The organism is Reichenbachiella sp. (assembly GCF_039941815.1).
Classification (GTDB): domain Bacteria; phylum Bacteroidota; class Bacteroidia; order Cytophagales; family Cyclobacteriaceae; genus Reichenbachiella.
In genome coordinates this window covers 333,647-349,685 of sequence record NZ_JBDVDW010000059.1, presented here as the reverse complement: position 1 = coordinate 349,685, position 16,039 = coordinate 333,647, and the positions used below count along the sequence as shown (strand labels likewise).

Below are 16,039 nucleotides of genomic sequence, written 5' to 3'. Positions count from 1 at the left end.
CCACAGCCAAATTCTGATAGCCCGAGACAAAACTGGAGAAATTATCCGATTCCGAAACGTCAAGAAGATAGCTGTCCGCTCCACTCACCGCCTCCCAATGGGTGACAAACTCAGCCTGAGTATAATCAGTGGCGGATTGGGAAACAGGGATTTCAGGCACAGTCAGAGCGCTTTCAATGTCTGAATTTTCGGATGTACCACTTCCGTTATTTGATTTTACTCTATAGTAGTAGGTAGTGGCAGGCTCAAGATTATTTATAGTCTTTGAAGTTCCAAATACGGTGATATTTTCAAGGCCATCTACGAAGATTGAGAAATTAGCAACTGTCGAGACATCAAGCTTATAGCTAGAGGCACCAGTGGCACCTAGCCAACGAGCTTTGAAAGAAGTCCTGTTGATGTTGCTTGCCGAAGAAATGACTGGAGCAGCAGGGATGGTCAAACCAGATTCAGTGTTTGAGTTGCCAGAGGTATTGCTGTCATCGGTATCTACCGCTCTCAATCTTGCATAATAAGTGGTGCCTGTGGCCAGTCCGCTTACTTCATGTGAGGTACCGGTTACCGTTGCATCATTGTAGCCAGTGACGAATGTGCTGAAAGTTTCATTTTCAGATACATCCAATCGGTAGGATTCGACTCTATCGACGGTACTCCAGTTTACAGTGAAGGCTGATTGAGTCATCAGCGATGACGCAGTGAGAACTGGTTCTTGGGGAAGAGTATAATCGTTTATTGAATTCGAGTTTTCTGATGTACCAGATTCATTCAGTGATCTGACTCTGTAGTAGTATTGTTTGGCTGTAGCCAAGTCAGTTACTGATTGAGAAGTACCAGCTACAGACAAGTCTTCATATCCAGTGAGAAAGCTTGAAAAGTCACTCGCCTCAGATACATCCAATCTATATTGGGTGGCACCAGTTACACTGCTCCAGTTAGCAACAAAGGAAATTTTCGTAATACTGCTTGCTGCATTTGCAGTTGGAGCGGCAGGGATGGTTAGCGTTTCAATTGTCGATGAATTTTCTGAATTTCCAGAATTGTTTATGGCACGGAGCCTATAGAAATAAGTAGTTCCAGGTGTTAAACCTGAGACAGAATAACTAGTGCCAGCAACGTTCAGGTCTTCATAGCCTGTAACATACTCTGAAAAGATATTTGACTCAGAAACGTCCAGTCTATACTCCGTAGCTCCGGTCACCGCACTCCAATTGGCAGTGAATGAAACTTGAGCAATAGAAGTTGCTGTATTCGAAGTCGGTTCGTTAGGAATGGTCACAGCTGATATTTCATTTGAATTCGAAGAAATACCAGTGCCGTTTTCTGCTCGTAGTCTATAATAATAAGTAATGCCTTCTGAAAGCCCCGAAATAGACCTTGAAGTTCCACTTACGTTTAAATTTTGATACCCTGTCAGATAGGTTGAGAAATCATCGGTCTCTGATATATCTAGTCGATAGTTGGCTGCTCCTGTTACAGCTGCCCAGTTAGCTACAAAAGAGGTCTGAGTCATCGAGGTTGCTGCACTGGCCACAGGATTACTGGGAATCGTGGTTGTATTCTTGACTGACGAGTTCGATGATGTAGTGGATCCGCTCGTGTCATAGGCTCTAACTCTGAAATAGTACTTTACTCCACTGCTTAGTCCACTTACCGTACGTGACGTACCTGTCACGCTTAGATTTTGATATCCAGAAACATAAGTTATAAATATAGGAGAAGTGGATACATCCAATCGGTAGCTGTCTGCTCGAGTGACGGTACCCCAACTTGCCACAAAAGATGATTGGGTTACGCTGCTGGCATTGTTTATTACAGGCGTTTCCGGGATGGTATTTACAATTTTACTACCTGAATTAGCACTTTCGCCGCCTGAATTTACTGCACGCACTCGGTAATAATATCTGGTGGCGGAAGATAAACCTGAGACAGTTCTACTGGTACCAGTAAGACTGAGCCCATTATAGCCAGATACGAACGAGATAAAAATACTTGAAGTGGATACATCCAATTTGTAACTGGTCGCTCCTGTACGGCTAGTCCAGCTTGCTGTAAATGAAGTAGTACCAATGCTGGACCCAGAATACGCTGTAGGAGCAGATGCCTCAGTGGTAACAGTTATTGTATTAGACTCACGATCTCTAACTATTGGATCATATGGAGGCACAGGATTGTTGCAAAAGTTACTTGAGATTACTTTGATTTCATAAGTTGTACCGTAAGCCAAACTTGATATTGTAGTAGAGGTTCCTCCAGAAGCTTTTGTTGACCAATTTGTGGTACCTGTTTTTCTATAATTCACTGCATAGGTGAGAGAATTACTTGAGGTACCCCAAGTTAGATTTATTGATGTACCAAAAATATTACCGGAGGACGGGCTATTGAGTGTAAATGTACCTGGCGTAGCACATGCGGACTTCGCTTGATTATAACCAGCAAGCAAGAGTGCAAATATTCCGATCGTTGTTATAAAATTTTTCATAATGTTTGGCTCTTAGTTTGGAAGAATTGGATCAGGGATAGAAAACTCTGTATTTGACGATGAAGATTGACTTGCGAAATATAGAATGGCACCTGAAAGTATGGCGGCAGGAACAATCTTCAACACTAAGGGAACTTTACGTTTGACACGAAACACAGCGGTGCGTATTACTTCGTCGGTGTTTTTGGTATCAGCCACCACAAATCGGTAATCTTTACCAGGTTTGGTATGAGTCGGTAGGTGCAGCTTATAGTGACCCACATTGGCTATATTGGCAAACGTCTGTACCTTTTTATCTCCCTTATAGAGATTGAAGTTCAGGATATTCTGAGGGCGGCCTCCGGTCCAGATGATGTTGTAATCGCGCTTTCTTTTCAGCGTCTGGATGTCTTCAAACCCCTCCATGTTGATAAAGGGGATAAATACCCGGCCTCTGAGTTCCAGTGCTACCTTACCATTGAAGGATGAACCCAATTCTTTTCCGGCATCCCATGTTAGCACTTTGCTATACCCAGGTTTGATTTCCATACCAACCTCCTTACTTACTTGCTGCATCGGGTTTAGAAAGTTGTCCTCGGATGAGTAGAGTCGGATGGTATAATACCGACCTATAATAGAGTCTTCCAAATTGTACGTCAAATGAACTTTGTTCTGGTCAAATTCTATATTAGTTATTTGGATTGTTTGTGCCTGACCTTTTAGACTGATTATGATTACCAGAGCTAATGCCATTAGCAGAAGATAGATGCGTTTTGATAGTTGCTTCATTTTGCGTCTTGATTTAGATATTTTAAACTAATTTCTGAGCGCGCGGTAGTTGTGGCGTTTGTTGCTCATAACAAATGTATATTTCGAGACGAGCAATGCCCTATTCTAATGGGCCATGTATACCTACTGTACACCTACCTGAGGTATTATTTTTGGGATGTTTACCTGATGTTCACCTTACCAATTCTGCCAAATGCTATTTGGCAGCATGGTGAAGTCAAATGAGAAGTGCTGTATATAAATTTATGTGGGTGCTCTCTGTTGCCATTAGGGAATCGGAATTTTGCACTGTGCAAATCTATGCTGTGAAGTTGGTATTGTCGAGTGTGGGCGTTCTGCAAACCTTAAACTTCTGCGGTAGCGGTGCGGGGGAGTATCTGGGTTAGAAAGAATTTACAAATCCCATTAGGATCTCAATGGGTCTAGAGATGGGAAGTCTATGCTAACAAGTGAAGATGTAACAAAACAAAAAAACTTGCCGTCATCAGTCAAATTGAGGAGAGCAAGTTTTATTGGCATTCAATTTATCTTATTTCCAGGGCTTATAGTTTTTAGCCTTAGGTCCTTTCAAATTCAATTTTTTAGAACCAAATGCAACTTTGGTCTTCTTAGCCAGAGTTACATCTTCTGACCAGGCCTTCTCGTTTTTCGCTGCTGGGCCTTTGACCGACTCTGCCTCGATGCTAACGATAGTTGCTGATGGACTGCTGTCTTTCCATACCTTATAATTCTTGGCTTTTGGACCTTTAAGGTCATTTCTGCTTTGAGCCTGGCCTACCATGCAAAATATCAACAAGGCACCAAGCGTATAAATTAGCTTTTTCATCGTGTAGTTATTTTTGGTTTAACATCGCTTTATAGAATCTAATACAATTTAAGAGTATTTACCAAGATATGGTCCACTTATTTTGCCTTCTCGCTGTATAGTATATTTATGCATCTTGATGAACTAATGCCATCGCTGTTTGGTTGAGAGTGAAATTATGAAAATCAACATCTATGCGAATACTATTTAAAATTCAATTACTAGCCTTTGTTTCAATGCTATATGCCTGCTCTGACCAGCCAATAGAAAATCACGAGGTGTATACTCAAAATCAAGTAGCAGTCAGTGGCTTTGATCTTGTGAGCTACTTTACAGCTGAGGCTCCCATACTTGGAAGTACGAAACATGCAGTAGAGCTGGACGGGGTGATTTATAGGTTTACCAATGCAGAAAACAAAAGTGCATTTGAAGCAGATACTGAGAAATATTTACCAGCTTATGGAGGCTGGTGTGCCTATGCTATGGCCAATGATGGTTCATTAATGTCTTCTAATCCGGACAAATACGAGATTCAAGACGGCAAGCTTTATCTGTTTTTCGACAATTTCATTACTTCAATCCAAGGTGGCCTTCAGAAAGAATGGAATAGTGACTCTGAAGCTTATAAAACTAAGGCTGATGACAATTGGGAGGAGCACCTGAAGTCCACCTACTAGACAAAAAAGTGTCTTTCATCTGACCTGCGGAGTCTCTATTGTGAATCTCGCTTTGATTAGGGAGCTGACTTGACTATTTGAATCAATTCGACTAACATTAGCATTGAGCGCAATTTTAGTGAGTGCTATGGAAACAATGTTAAACTTCTTGATTGCATTTGGTGCCTGTCAGGCATTTTTCATTTCTCTTATACTATTGAATGATAAGAGTAGGAGTGATTTCAAGAAATACTTTGCCCTCTTTTTGATTATAGAAGGAATTACCCTGCTGGAGCGAATGCTAGTGGGTAATAGACTCATTGAATCTGTCCCACACCTTATCGGTATCAGCTATCCTATTAGTTTTATCAAGCCTCCACTATTGTTTTTTATGGCACTTGTCCTTGTAGATCGAACTTTTAAGCTACGCAAAGGGCACATCCTCCATCTTTTTCCATTTATGCTTATCCTGGTTTTCAATCTCCCATTTTATGGCATGAGAGCAGAGGAAAAACTTGAGATAGTTTATGCATTCATGAATCACATCCCAGAGTATTTCAGTTTCAACTTTTTGCTGAGCCTTAGCTTCTTTTTTCACATTGGCTTGTATATGATAGCCGCATTGCGACACTTGGCAAGATTCAAATCCAAGATTAAGAATAATTCGTTGGTCAACTGGTACCAGACAGTACTGTATTCCTATTTCAGTTTTCTCCTGATCCACCTTTTGTACTTTTTGCAAAGCCCATTGGGATGGCTAAGATTTCCTGTATTCAATCAAATCAGTATGCTAGTCATGACCTTTGTGATTCAGGCAATTGCCTATAAGTTGATCAAGAGCTCATCTGTATTCAGCGATAAGAAAGCTATGGATATTAATGATTTGCAAAAATCAGAAAATGATACTAAAATTATTAAGGCTCAGTTTGAGGAGCATAAGGTATACCTGGATGATAGGCTGAATCTTTCTGGTTTCGCGGAGTCGATCAGTATGCCGACATCCTATGTATCCGAGTTGATCAACCAAAGATTTGGCTGTTCATTTAAAAAATTAGTGGCTCAATATAGATTTCAGGAAGCCAAGTCTATGATGGATCAAACAGGAAATGAGGGTTTGAAACTGATTGAAATTGCGTATAGTGCCGGGTTTAATAATAAAGTATCTTTCTATCGTACATTCAAGCAACGTACAGGGTATTCGCCTTCGGACTATTTGAAGATGAGAAAAAAAGAATGATCAAAAAAAATGAGGTTACAGTTCTTTTCGGTAACCTGTGCGAAAATAAGAATGACTATCTCTGTCACTCATAAACAATAGATATGAAAATAAAAGGATCAATAGTAATCGCAAAGGACAGAGCGACAGTAGTCAAATTATTTGCAGACCCTAAGTACAACAAGGAGTATCAGGACGGATTTATGAGCAAGGAATTGATAAGCGGCACACAAGGACAGGACGGTGCCGTATCGAAAATATTCTTCGAACACAATGGAAGGGAGATGGTCCTGACTGAGACCATTACTTCCAATCAGCTGCCGGACACTTATGAAGCATTCTTTCATCATGAACACATGGACAATACCATGAAATGCAATTTTGTCTCATTGGATGAAAATAGCACTCGTTATGAGTACGAATATGAGTATACCCGGATCAATTGGGTTATGCCTCGTTTGATGGCTATACTTTTCCCAGGCATGTATCGCAAGCCAGCCGAAAAGTGGCTCAATCAATTTAAATTATTTGTAGAAAAACAATAGCCATGTACGCAGAAAGACTAAAACTGTATGACGAACTTATTTCCAAGTGTTCAAGAATGGAAAGAAAGGGCAAGACTATGCCATACACATCGGCGAATGGATACATGTTCTCATTACTCAACAAAGCTGGGGAGATAGGGATTAGGTTTTCCAAAGAAATACAAGAGAAGTATATGCAGGAGTTTGAGACTACCTTGTACAAATCCTATGGCGCAGTGATGAAAGGCTATATTCTGATTCCAGATGAGCTGTTGAAGGATTTGGATAAAGTTGCCAACCTTCTGGATGAGAGTTATGATTACGTGATGACTCTTGAGCCGAAATAAAGACTATAGACGACATTTTCGAAGGAATGCTAGATTATTGCGAGTCTGAATTACAGGTAAGATGAGTATCTTGCGATGATGTCTAAACTAACACCTTCCATCATTTTGCGACAAGCAACTATCGACGATTTGCCTCTTGTAAAACTATGGGATGAACAACCACATGTAATAGCTTCTGACCCGGATGACGACTGGGACTGGGAGCTGGAACTCTTGCATTTTCCCGAATGGCGAGAGCAACTTATTGCAGAACTAGACGGCAGACCTATAGGATTTGTACAGATCATAGATCCGGCCGAAGAGGAGTCGCATTATTGGGGAGAGGTACCGGATAACCTTAGAGCAATTGATATATGGATAGGTGCAGCCGATGATTTGAACCAAGGGTTTGGTACCATCATGATGAGAAAAGCCATTGACAGATGCTTTACTAATAAAAAAGTCACCGCCATTTTGATCGACCCTTTGGAAACAAACACAGCAGCCATTCGGTTTTATACGCGACTGGGATTCCAGTTTGTCGAAACCAGAACATTCGATGGAAGTGTCTGTTCAGTGATGAGATTAGATCGAATGTAGATACATTCACAATCGAAAGCTTCTTATTTTTAGACTATGAACTTTAGAGAAGCAACAAAGAATGATTTGGCACCGATTGTCGCACTCCTGGCCGACGATAAATTGGGCAGCCAAAGAGAAAACTATAAGGAGCCACTGCCAGCCGAATATCAGATAGCCTTTGAGCAAATACGAGCCGATCCAAATCAAGAACTCATTGTAGTAGAGGACAATCACGGTGAGGTGATTGGAACCCTTCAGTTATCCTTTATTCAATATTTGACTTATCAGGGAGGAATCAGAGCGCAGATCGAGGCCGTACGGATTAGAAAGGATCATAGAGGGCAGGGCCTCGGCCAACAGGTGTTTGAGTGGGCCATAGAAAGAGCTAAATCTCGTAAGGCTCACCTCCTGCAGCTCACCACAGATAAGCAACGACCCGATGCCATTCGATTCTACGAAGATCTGGGTTTCAAAGCTTCTCACATTGGCATGAAAATGCATTTTTAGAGCCTCGATTTATATCTAGCGGATGATAAAAGAATTCACATTAAACAGTATGCTTGTTTTTAATTCTTCCCTTTATTTGTAATCAGCCTAATTTTTATGATTAGAACAGTTAGAAAAAATAATAGATTATCGACCAAGCTTAATTTGAAAACCCGGATCAGACAAACCTTGATAAGGTTTTCGCTTAATCTGGATTCAGATCTAATTTCTCAAGACAATTATAACCTTACGATTTGCGATAAGCCAAAATTCATCTGGTTCAGAGTGGCAAAAGTATGCACGCGATCGATTTTTGATCACTTGAAAAACTCTGGTCTGGATTTAGATGCAGAACAGGCCATGTGTGTTCATTATTCTCCAGCGATGTATAGCGAGTACTTCAAGTTTGCTTTTGTACGAAATCCTTGGAGTAGATTGGTTTCTTGCTGGAAAAACAAAGTGGTGGAGAGTAACTATTTTAAGTTTTCGAGCAATGAACTGGCGAAAATGCAGCAGTTTGAAAATTTTGTGAAGTATGTAGCCACACTGGATATTGAAAGGTGCGATCATCATTTGAGACTTCAGTCAAAATTGATCGACCTCAATAATGTTGATTTTGTAGGGAGGTTTGAGAACTTCGAGCAAGATTTTAAGCATGTACAGGAGGTACTCAAAATGGAACCTATGTCTATCCCTCATCTAAATCGGTCAGGAGCTAACAATCAAGTGTATTACACTGACGATTTGAAAGGCAGAGTAGCCGAAATTTATAAGAAAGATATCAACCTCTTTTCTTACAAGTTCGAATAAGTCTCTTGGATACGGTTTTGTATTATTTTCATTATTCTTAAAAATAAGGGCAAACCCAAACACGGAGATTCAAAAATGCAAAAAGCACCGCGGCATGCAGTGCTTTTTAACTATTCACTAAAATCCATCAGTTTCCTGATTAATTGTCTTTGACTTTTAGGTTGAGTAATCCAGCGACGATAAAAGCGCAACCGCTGACTACCAACGCGTATATCGGATTGCCTCCATATATGTACTTGATCATTGGACCTCCGATCAATGCATTGATGATTTGAGGGATCACGATAAAAAAATTGAAAATACCCATATATACGCCCATCTTCCGTGCGGGAATAGACCCTACCAGCATAGCATAGGGCATGGCTAGAATACTGGCCCAAGCGATACCGATTAGTACCATGGAGAGGATCAAAAAGTTAGGGTCTGGAGCTAAATAGATACTCAGCAATCCAAATCCACCAAGTACAAGTGATAGCGTATGCGTAGACTTTCGGCCTATTTTTTTTGCAACAGCAGGAAGGAAAAAGGCATAAATCGCAGATACCGCATTGTATACACCGAATAGAATGCCTACCCAATCTCCGGCGTCATGGTACATGCTAGAGTCATCGTCTGTCAGCGGTAAGCCATATACGTGATGAGCAATGGCCGGAGTCGCATATACCCACATGCCAAAGAGTCCAAACCACGAGAAGAACTGTACCCAGCTCAGCTGCCGCATCATGGTCGGCATATTCTTGAAATCAGTGAAAATATTGAGCAAGCTTTCTTCTTTCGCTTCCGGTTCAGTGGTCGGTTCGCTAAATGCTACTAATTCCTCAGGAGAATACTCCTTGGTGGTGAGAATGGTAATCATGATACTGGTGATCAATACACCCGCACCTATCACGAATGAGAGAATTAGGTTTAGTGGAACCTGGCCCTCAATAGATTCATTAGAGATATCAAACCAATTGGTGAGAAAATAAGGCAGCCAGGATCCTATCACAGCTCCTATACCGATGAGTACAGTCTGTACGCTAAAGCCCAACGTACGCTGATCTGCAGGCATAATGTCGCCTACAAAAGCACGAAACGGTTCCATGGCCACATTGAATGAAGCGTCCATGATCATGAGCATTCCCGCCCCAATCCACAATGCAGGAAATACTGATGTAAGTGCTCCGGCGTTGGGCATTAAAATCAACCCGATGGCCGCTATAATGGCACCAACAAGGAAAAAAGGTTTTCTACGCCCAAGCCGCGTCCAGGTCCTGTCGCTGTAGTATCCCACAATCGGTTGTACGATGAGGCCCATCAGCGGGGCCACGATCCAAAACCAGGATAGCTCGTGTACATCAGCACCGAAATTTTGAAGTATTCTGCTGGCATTTGCATTTTGTAGGGCAAACCCCATCTGGATACCCATGAAGCCGAAGCTCAGATTCCAAACTTCCCAAAAACTCAAGCGTCTTTTTTCCATGGTTTAATTTTTCTCAAAGATAAGGTACTGCCAGGGCGCTAGTGCCAGCTGTTCGTCCGATGCCAGCGTAAAAGCCTGTCCGGTAAACACATCCTCATAACTGCCAGAAATGGCCGGCTCTGTCAAGATGAAATCCTGTGGTGCTCCTGACATATTGATTATTCCAATCACCTGATTACTGTTTTTCTCCCGGCTAAAAGCGTATACCCACTCATCCTGATTGATACGCTTGGGTGTGCCCCCAAAACCACCATTCCATAAGGATTCATTGTCCTTTTTTAACTGCACCAGTCGCTTATAAAACGGAGTCAGATTCTTCGGGTCCTCCCAGCTGATGGTATCCTTTTCAAAAAACAACAGTCGTTTGTCCAATCCTACTTCCTGACCACTGTATATCATCGGGAAGCCGTAGGCCGTAAAGATAAATGTCGCAAAAGCCTTGTGACCCTCTCCATATCGCTCGAAAACGGTGCCGGCCCAGGAGTTTTCGTCGTGATTAGTGGTGATAGTCATTCTAAATGGATTTTTTCCATATCTCGCAAGATCCTTCTGGATAAACTCATCGATGTCATGTGCAGTTTTTTCGCCTTTTGCTACGTGCTCCGTCAGATGCAGTAGCTCCCAGGAGTACGACGCATGAAAGCTGGTGTGAAGCCTGGGTTCGTCCCATTCTGCCAACCAAAACAAATCTTTGATTGGGTCTAGTGCTGCAGTGGCCTCCTCCCAAAAGTAAAGCGGAATTTCATGCGCAGCATGGTCGCACCGGAAGCCATCGATGTCCGTTTCAGTGATCCAGAATCTCATTTCTTCAATCATGGCCTGACGGACTCCTTCGTTCGTGTGATTGAGCAGAGCGATATCATTCCAATCCGCCTCATAGGTGATATTACCCAAACTGTCTTTGGCGTAGTATTCGGGATGACTGGTGATCCATGGATGATCCCATGCGGTGTGATTAGGTACCCAGTCGAGAATAATTACCAAGTCCAAATCATGTGCCTGCTTCACCAGTGCTTTGAAGTCTTGCATAGTGCCAAATTCAGGATTGATGGAAGTGTAATCAGCGATGGAGTAGTAGCTACCCAATGACCCTTTTCTTTGTTCTACGCCGATCGGCTGTACCGGCATGATCCAAAGCATCTCCACACCCAAATCCTTCAGTCTGGGAAGGTGCTCTGCGAATGCTTTTATGGTGCCTTCTTGTGTATACTGACGAATATTGACCTCATAAATGGTCATGCCGGCTGCACGCTCAGGAAAGGTGATAGAATCGATATTGGCCTTTGGAGTTGGCTTCTCACAAGCAGAAAACAATGTGAAAAGCGCCAGAAGGCTAAAGATTGTTATTTTGTAATTTTTCATTAGTCAATAGGGTATAGGCTGATAGCAGCTCCACCACCGGCTGCCAATTTCATGTCTAATATAGTGTTGGAAGTGACTTCTGCCTCTTTAATTTCATAGGAAGTCGGATTATCTACATAGTGACAATCTTCACCGTCGATATACATTGTGGCCTTGTACGTTTTGCCTTCCTGTAAGAAATTTAAAGCCAGTTGGAAATTTCTAGGATTTTCGTCAGTAATCGATCCTAAAAACCAATTATCAGTCTTTCGTTCTTGACGAGCAATAGTCACATAGTCACCAATTTTTCCATCAATCACACGCGTGGTTTCCCAATCCGTAGGTACTGCTTTTATGTATTCGAATGCAGGATGGCCTTCATAGTTTTGTGGCAAATCATTGGCCATCATCATAGGAGCATAGATGATTGTATAGAGAGCCAATTCTTTCCCAATCGTGGTTTTCACCTGATCGGGGCTGGTTTTAATCCTGATATCAAATACTCCGGGAGTGTAATCAAATGGACCTGAGAGCGATCGCGTAAACGGTACAGTCACTACATGGTCGGTAGGACTGCCACCCATAGCGTTGTACTCCTGTCCCTTGGCACCTTCACGCGACACCATATTTGGCCAGGTTCTTCTTTTGCCGGTGTCTTTGATCGGTTCGTGAGCTACGATCATGGTTTTGTGACGGGCACCTGTTTCTATTACACGCTGAAAATGCTGCACGAAGTATTGACCGTGATGATAAAGTCCATTGGGAAGGGTATCTCCATTTTCGACATAGCCCGTTTTCACTGCTTTCATTCCATGGTCTTCTAAGTACTGATAAGCATCTTCCAGCTGTTCATCATAGTTTTCAGTGTCTGCACCAGTTTCGTGGTGGCCGATTATATACACGCCTTTTTCGGCAGCATATTTACTGAGATAATCTAAATCATAGTCAGGGTATGGTTTGGTGAATTCGAATTTGGTGCCACCACTCATCCAGTTGCCATCCCAGCCATAGTTCCAGCCTTCTACCAGCACCCCTTTGAATCCGTTTGCTCCAGCGAAGTCGATATATTTTTTTACATTTTCTGTGTTGGCAGCGTGTTTTGGACCCTGATGCCAGGTACCGAGGTTGATAAACATTTCCCACCAAACCCCTATGTATTTACCTGGCTCGATCCATGAAGTATCTTCAATCTTGCTCGGTTCGTTTAGATTTAGAATGGCGTAGTTGGTGATGAGCTCCCCAGGTGATTCTCCCACCTGTACTGTTCTCCACGGAGTACTAAAAGGAGCTTTGAGATACGCCTTCACAGGGTTGGTCTTGCTATAGGGTACCAGGTCACATTTTAGCAATGTACCGCCGGTGTTTTTTACAACCATACTTGGGTAGTCATATAGTGCCGCTTCATGCAAGTGGTAATACAATCCATCCTTGCTCTCTATAGTAAGTGGTGTGTGTACCATATCAAATTCGCTCATTGGAGCTTTTTGATACAGATATTCGTATCGATTGCCGGCATAGGCAGGGATGGACCAGGCGTCATGATCGGCTGACATATTGAATTCTGATAGCTCGTCCATGACTTCAAACTCCGTCAATCCGACTTGCTCTGGAAACTCATATCTAAACCCGACTGCATCGTCAAACAATCGGAATATGATATTAAGCAGGATTTTGTTTTCATTGATCAATTCTACCCTCAGTTCATTATAGTTGTTTCTAATCAACCGCTGTTCGCCCCATGGCTGCTCCCATGTCTCATCGAAAGAAGTAGTCAGTGTATTACTCAGCTCAAACCCTGAGCGTAAGCTCATTTGATTTCCCAACTCGAAACCGAGCCTGGAGCTGTCCAGTACCATTTTTTCACCGTATTTAACCAGGTAGCCTGGACTACCATCGTTTAGTATGTAGAAGTCCAAAGACATTTTGCCCTCGGGCGATGTCAGATTTGCTGATCGTTGACTTGATTGATCTACAGCACAGCTCGTTAGCCCGGCTATACAAAGTAGGAGTAAGATTCTTTTCATAGTTGATTTGCATTCGTTATTTCCAATTTATTGAAAATTCGTCGTTTTTAAGTTTGAAAGTAGTAGATGGAAGGTCGGTAATTTTGAAGTCCTCATGTTTGATCGTATCAATCGGGTCGAAATTCGAAAGAGGAAAAATAAACCTGTATTCTTCTTGCTCGATAGATAATGAATTTAGTTCGTCAAGCTCAAATCCGTGAAAAAACAATTTCACTTCTTTGAAATTGCTGCTATAATTTCCTTGTACGGCACTGAAGTTTAACTTATTCTGTTGAGGGGTGTATTGTATGCTTCTCTTATAATAATGACCGCTTTCGAAGTCATATGATTCTCCATCGTCTTCATAGTATACAAATGTTTTGTCGTTTTCACCCTTGTAGAGGTGGAGCTCTAAGGTCTGATCCGGTTTCTCCTGATTACTGAAGACTTGTGATTGTGTAGGAATGATAGCCGAAGCTTGCGCAAAAACAGGCAGTTTTTCTACGGGACACTCGATCAGCGTTTCTTTGTTGCCAGTGTACTTCTGGTCAGTGAATAGGTCATACCATTCGCCTTCTGGCAGGTAGATTTTCTCGATCTCTTTTTCGCTCGATACCGGAGCGACCAGTATGGAGTCTCCAAACAAAAACTCATTTTCATAAGCTTCCTCATAGATATTTTCGTCGTGTGTATAGTTGATTGCCAGTGATCGATTCACTGGGGTGCCTGATTCGCTTGCCTCATAGAAGGTAGCGTAGATGTAAGGCATCAATCTATACCTAAGACTGATATAATTTTTTGAAATCTCTTCAGTATGCTCACCATGAGTCCAGGGTTCGCTAGACTTAGTGTTTACATTAGAATGTCCTCTAAAGAAAGGAGTGAAGGCAGCCATCGAGATCCATCTTGCAAACAAGTTTTCGGACGCATTGCCTATAAAACCACCTGCATCAAATCCCGCAAAAGGGACACCAGATAGCCCCATACTGTTGAGCATACGCATACCGAGGAGCATGTGTTCATCAGACGCCACGTTGTCCCCGGTCCATACGGCTGCATATTTTTGGATTCCGGCAAATCCGGCACGAGTCAGGTTAAATGGTCTCTTTCCAGCCAGATTTTTTCTTGCAGCCTCCCATGTACTTCGTGCCATCATCAAACCATATATGTTTCTGGCTTTTCTGGTGGTAGCCTTAGCGCCGTCAAAATCAAATTCGATAAGCTCAGGTAGTGACTGTCCCCAAGTGGCTATTTCGTTCATATCATTCCAAAACCCTTCGATTCCAACATCGCTATATGATTTGAGTTGGTTCGTCCACCATTTTCTAGCTTCCGCTTTGGTGAAATCTGGGAAATGACACCATCCTGGCCAAACTTCACCTTCATAGTTGCTGCCATCAGGATATTTAATAAAAATATCGTCTTTTATACCATCCTCGTAGGCCTTATAGCCTCCTTCCACTTTGATCCCCGGGTCACACATGACCACCACTTTGAAGCCGAGTGCTTTTAGTTTCTCGATCATAGTCTCAGGGCATGGAAACCGCTCTTTGTCCCAGGTGAATATTTTGTATTTATCCATGTAGTGGATATCCAGCACGATGACGTCTGCCGGAATTTGCTTATCACGGAAGGTTTGCGCTGTATTGAGAACTTCTGCCTCAGGATAATAGCTATATCTGCATTGCTGATAGCCCAGTGACCATTTCGGAGGAAGCGCCATTTTGCCTGTCAGACGACTGTAAGCGCCTATGATTTCATTTACATTATCATAGTGCATGAAAAAGTAATCCATGTCACCGGCATCCGCCGAAAAACTGGAAAAGCGATTATTAGAAGCACCGAAGTTGAAGTGAGTTTTGTAGGAGTTATTGAGATAGATGCCATAGGACATGTTGCTATGGATGCCCATATAGAACGGAATAGAACAATAAAGGGGATCGGTATTTTTATCATATCCAAAATGATCCGTATTCCAATTCTGATAGCCTCGGCCTTTTTTATTGAGTGGTCCTGTTTTCTCTCCAAGACCGATAAATTTTTCGTTAGGTTGTAATTTTTTGTAGGTAGTGACCTGCTCGCCGATCCATGAGGTGCCAAAGGATGCATCATCTTCATTGATGATTTCGCCACGTTCGTTTCTAAAAACGACCCGAAAAGGATATTTCATAATAGAAACCTCCACTTTACCTGTGGAAATGACGATGCTATCTTCCTTTTCCAGAAAGTCGATCGACTTTGGACTCAAGCCGCTATCAAGCGCATAATGAAAATCATCGAAATCCTTTTGGTGAGTGAGGCTCACGCGAACCATGCCCCGCTCATACACCTGTATGCGGATTTGTTCGGTTTCGGTTTTGCCGTAAAAGCCAAAGGTATCTAGTCGATAAGATAATAACGACCCTCGAACGAGTGTTCCATTGGTGGTTATATTTTTTCTCTCTTCAACAATCATAAACAGTGAGATCTTGTATAAAGAACTTGTAAGATGTTTTCCGAAGAGGACACGAAATGTTTCAAAAAGCAGTTAAATCTAGACTTATTTGACCCGTATATACAAACTTTGTAAAGCCAAAAATGT

Annotated in this window: 14 protein-coding genes; 7 read left to right on the top strand and 7 right to left on the bottom strand. The window is 42.2% G+C overall.

Annotated elements, in window-relative coordinates; translation table 11 throughout:
• The 3 genes from ABJF11_RS14100 to ABJF11_RS14090 all read right to left on the bottom strand — a co-directional run.
• On the bottom strand, positions 1-2,479 hold a 2,479-nt coding region (locus tag ABJF11_RS14100), incomplete at its 3' end, for a fibronectin type III domain-containing protein (protein ID WP_348120518.1).
• A gap of 12 nt (positions 2,480-2,491) precedes the next feature.
• A complete protein-coding gene (locus ABJF11_RS14095) occupies positions 2,492-3,247 on the bottom strand; it encodes a hypothetical protein (protein ID WP_348120517.1) in 756 nt (251 codons plus the stop codon).
• A gap of 529 nt (positions 3,248-3,776) precedes the next feature.
• Complete coding sequence (locus tag ABJF11_RS14090) at positions 3,777-4,073, bottom strand: hypothetical protein (RefSeq protein ID WP_348120516.1); 297 nt, start codon at positions 4,071-4,073, stop codon at positions 3,777-3,779.
• 173 nt (positions 4,074-4,246) lie between these two features.
• Between ABJF11_RS14090 and ABJF11_RS14085 the strand changes: the two genes are divergently transcribed.
• The 7 genes from ABJF11_RS14085 to ABJF11_RS14055 all read left to right on the top strand — a co-directional run bounded on the left by ABJF11_RS14085 (position 4,247) and on the right by ABJF11_RS14055 (position 8,652).
• Positions 4,247-4,729 carry a YHS domain-containing (seleno)protein gene (locus ABJF11_RS14085; protein WP_348120515.1) on the top strand — a complete coding sequence of 161 codons (483 nt, stop codon included), beginning with the start codon at positions 4,247-4,249 and terminating at the stop codon, positions 4,727-4,729.
• A gap of 127 nt (positions 4,730-4,856) precedes the next feature.
• Positions 4,857-5,945 (top strand): helix-turn-helix domain-containing protein, encoded by a 1,089-nt coding sequence (locus ABJF11_RS14080; RefSeq protein ID WP_348120514.1) that lies wholly within the window; start codon positions 4,857-4,859, stop codon positions 5,943-5,945.
• An 83-nt stretch (positions 5,946-6,028) separates the two neighbouring features.
• Positions 6,029-6,469, top strand: a complete 441-nt coding sequence (locus ABJF11_RS14075; RefSeq protein WP_348120513.1) for an SRPBCC family protein — start codon at positions 6,029-6,031, stop codon at positions 6,467-6,469.
• 2 nt (positions 6,470-6,471) lie between these two features.
• Entirely contained in the window at positions 6,472-6,795 is a 324-nt protein-coding gene (locus tag ABJF11_RS14070) for a hypothetical protein (protein ID WP_348120512.1), read from the top strand.
• A gap of 75 nt (positions 6,796-6,870) precedes the next feature.
• Positions 6,871-7,374 carry a GNAT family N-acetyltransferase gene (locus tag ABJF11_RS14065; RefSeq protein ID WP_348120511.1) on the top strand — a complete coding sequence of 168 codons (504 nt, stop codon included), beginning with the start codon at positions 6,871-6,873 and terminating at the stop codon, positions 7,372-7,374.
• A gap of 36 nt (positions 7,375-7,410) precedes the next feature.
• Entirely contained in the window at positions 7,411-7,863 is a 453-nt protein-coding gene (locus tag ABJF11_RS14060; RefSeq protein WP_348120510.1) for a GNAT family N-acetyltransferase, read from the top strand.
• Between the two features lie 96 nt (positions 7,864-7,959).
• Positions 7,960-8,652 carry a sulfotransferase family 2 domain-containing protein gene (locus ABJF11_RS14055; protein WP_348120509.1) on the top strand — a complete coding sequence of 231 codons (693 nt, stop codon included), beginning with the start codon at positions 7,960-7,962 and terminating at the stop codon, positions 8,650-8,652.
• Positions 8,653-8,791: 139 nt separating this feature from the next.
• Here the strand turns inward: ABJF11_RS14055 and ABJF11_RS14050 are convergent, their stop codons facing one another.
• Genes ABJF11_RS14050 through ABJF11_RS14035 form a run of 4 tightly spaced genes read right to left on the bottom strand, consistent with a single transcriptional unit; the run spans position 8,792 to position 15,913 of the window.
• The gene (locus ABJF11_RS14050) at positions 8,792-10,114 is read right to left on the bottom strand and encodes an MFS transporter (RefSeq protein WP_348120508.1); all 1,323 of its coding nucleotides are present in this window, start codon (positions 10,112-10,114) and stop codon (positions 8,792-8,794) included.
• Between the two features lie 3 nt (positions 10,115-10,117).
• Positions 10,118-11,476 (bottom strand): alpha-amylase family glycosyl hydrolase, encoded by a 1,359-nt coding sequence (locus ABJF11_RS14045; protein WP_348120507.1) that lies wholly within the window; start codon positions 11,474-11,476, stop codon positions 10,118-10,120.
• Positions 11,476-13,479 carry a glycoside hydrolase family 97 protein gene (locus tag ABJF11_RS14040; RefSeq protein WP_348120506.1) on the bottom strand — a complete coding sequence of 668 codons (2,004 nt, stop codon included), beginning with the start codon at positions 13,477-13,479 and terminating at the stop codon, positions 11,476-11,478. Before ABJF11_RS14040 ends, ABJF11_RS14045 begins: the two co-directional genes overlap by 1 nt.
• Before the next feature lie 16 nt (positions 13,480-13,495).
• Positions 13,496-15,913, bottom strand: a complete 2,418-nt coding sequence (locus ABJF11_RS14035) for a TIM-barrel domain-containing protein (RefSeq protein ID WP_348120505.1) — start codon at positions 15,911-15,913, stop codon at positions 13,496-13,498.
• Positions 15,914-16,039: the final 126 nt, after the last annotated feature.

Bases quoted from the DNA above. Each gene is read 5' to 3' on its own strand.
- ABJF11_RS14090 (WP_348120516.1), bottom strand. From the start codon at position 4,073: ATGAAAAAGCTAATTTATACGCTTGGTGCCTTGTTGATATTTTGCATG.
- ABJF11_RS14065 (WP_348120511.1), top strand. From the start codon at position 6,871: ATGATGTCTAAACTAACACCTTCCATCATTTTGCGACAAGCAACTATC.
- ABJF11_RS14035 (WP_348120505.1), bottom strand. From the start codon at position 15,913: ATGATTGTTGAAGAGAGAAAAAATATAACCACCAATGGAACACTCGTT.
- ABJF11_RS14070 (WP_348120512.1), top strand. From the start codon at position 6,472: ATGTACGCAGAAAGACTAAAACTGTATGACGAACTTATTTCCAAGTGT.
- ABJF11_RS14085 (WP_348120515.1), top strand. From the start codon at position 4,247: ATGCGAATACTATTTAAAATTCAATTACTAGCCTTTGTTTCAATGCTA.
- ABJF11_RS14050 (WP_348120508.1), bottom strand. From the start codon at position 10,114: ATGGAAAAAAGACGCTTGAGTTTTTGGGAAGTTTGGAATCTGAGCTTC.
- ABJF11_RS14060 (WP_348120510.1), top strand. From the start codon at position 7,411: ATGAACTTTAGAGAAGCAACAAAGAATGATTTGGCACCGATTGTCGCA.
- ABJF11_RS14080 (WP_348120514.1), top strand. From the start codon at position 4,857: ATGGAAACAATGTTAAACTTCTTGATTGCATTTGGTGCCTGTCAGGCA.
- ABJF11_RS14055 (WP_348120509.1), top strand. From the start codon at position 7,960: ATGATTAGAACAGTTAGAAAAAATAATAGATTATCGACCAAGCTTAAT.
- ABJF11_RS14045 (WP_348120507.1), bottom strand. From the start codon at position 11,476: ATGAAAAATTACAAAATAACAATCTTTAGCCTTCTGGCGCTTTTCACA.
- ABJF11_RS14095 (WP_348120517.1), bottom strand. From the start codon at position 3,247: ATGAAGCAACTATCAAAACGCATCTATCTTCTGCTAATGGCATTAGCT.
- ABJF11_RS14040 (WP_348120506.1), bottom strand. From the start codon at position 13,479: ATGAAAAGAATCTTACTCCTACTTTGTATAGCCGGGCTAACGAGCTGT.
- ABJF11_RS14075 (WP_348120513.1), top strand. From the start codon at position 6,029: ATGAAAATAAAAGGATCAATAGTAATCGCAAAGGACAGAGCGACAGTA.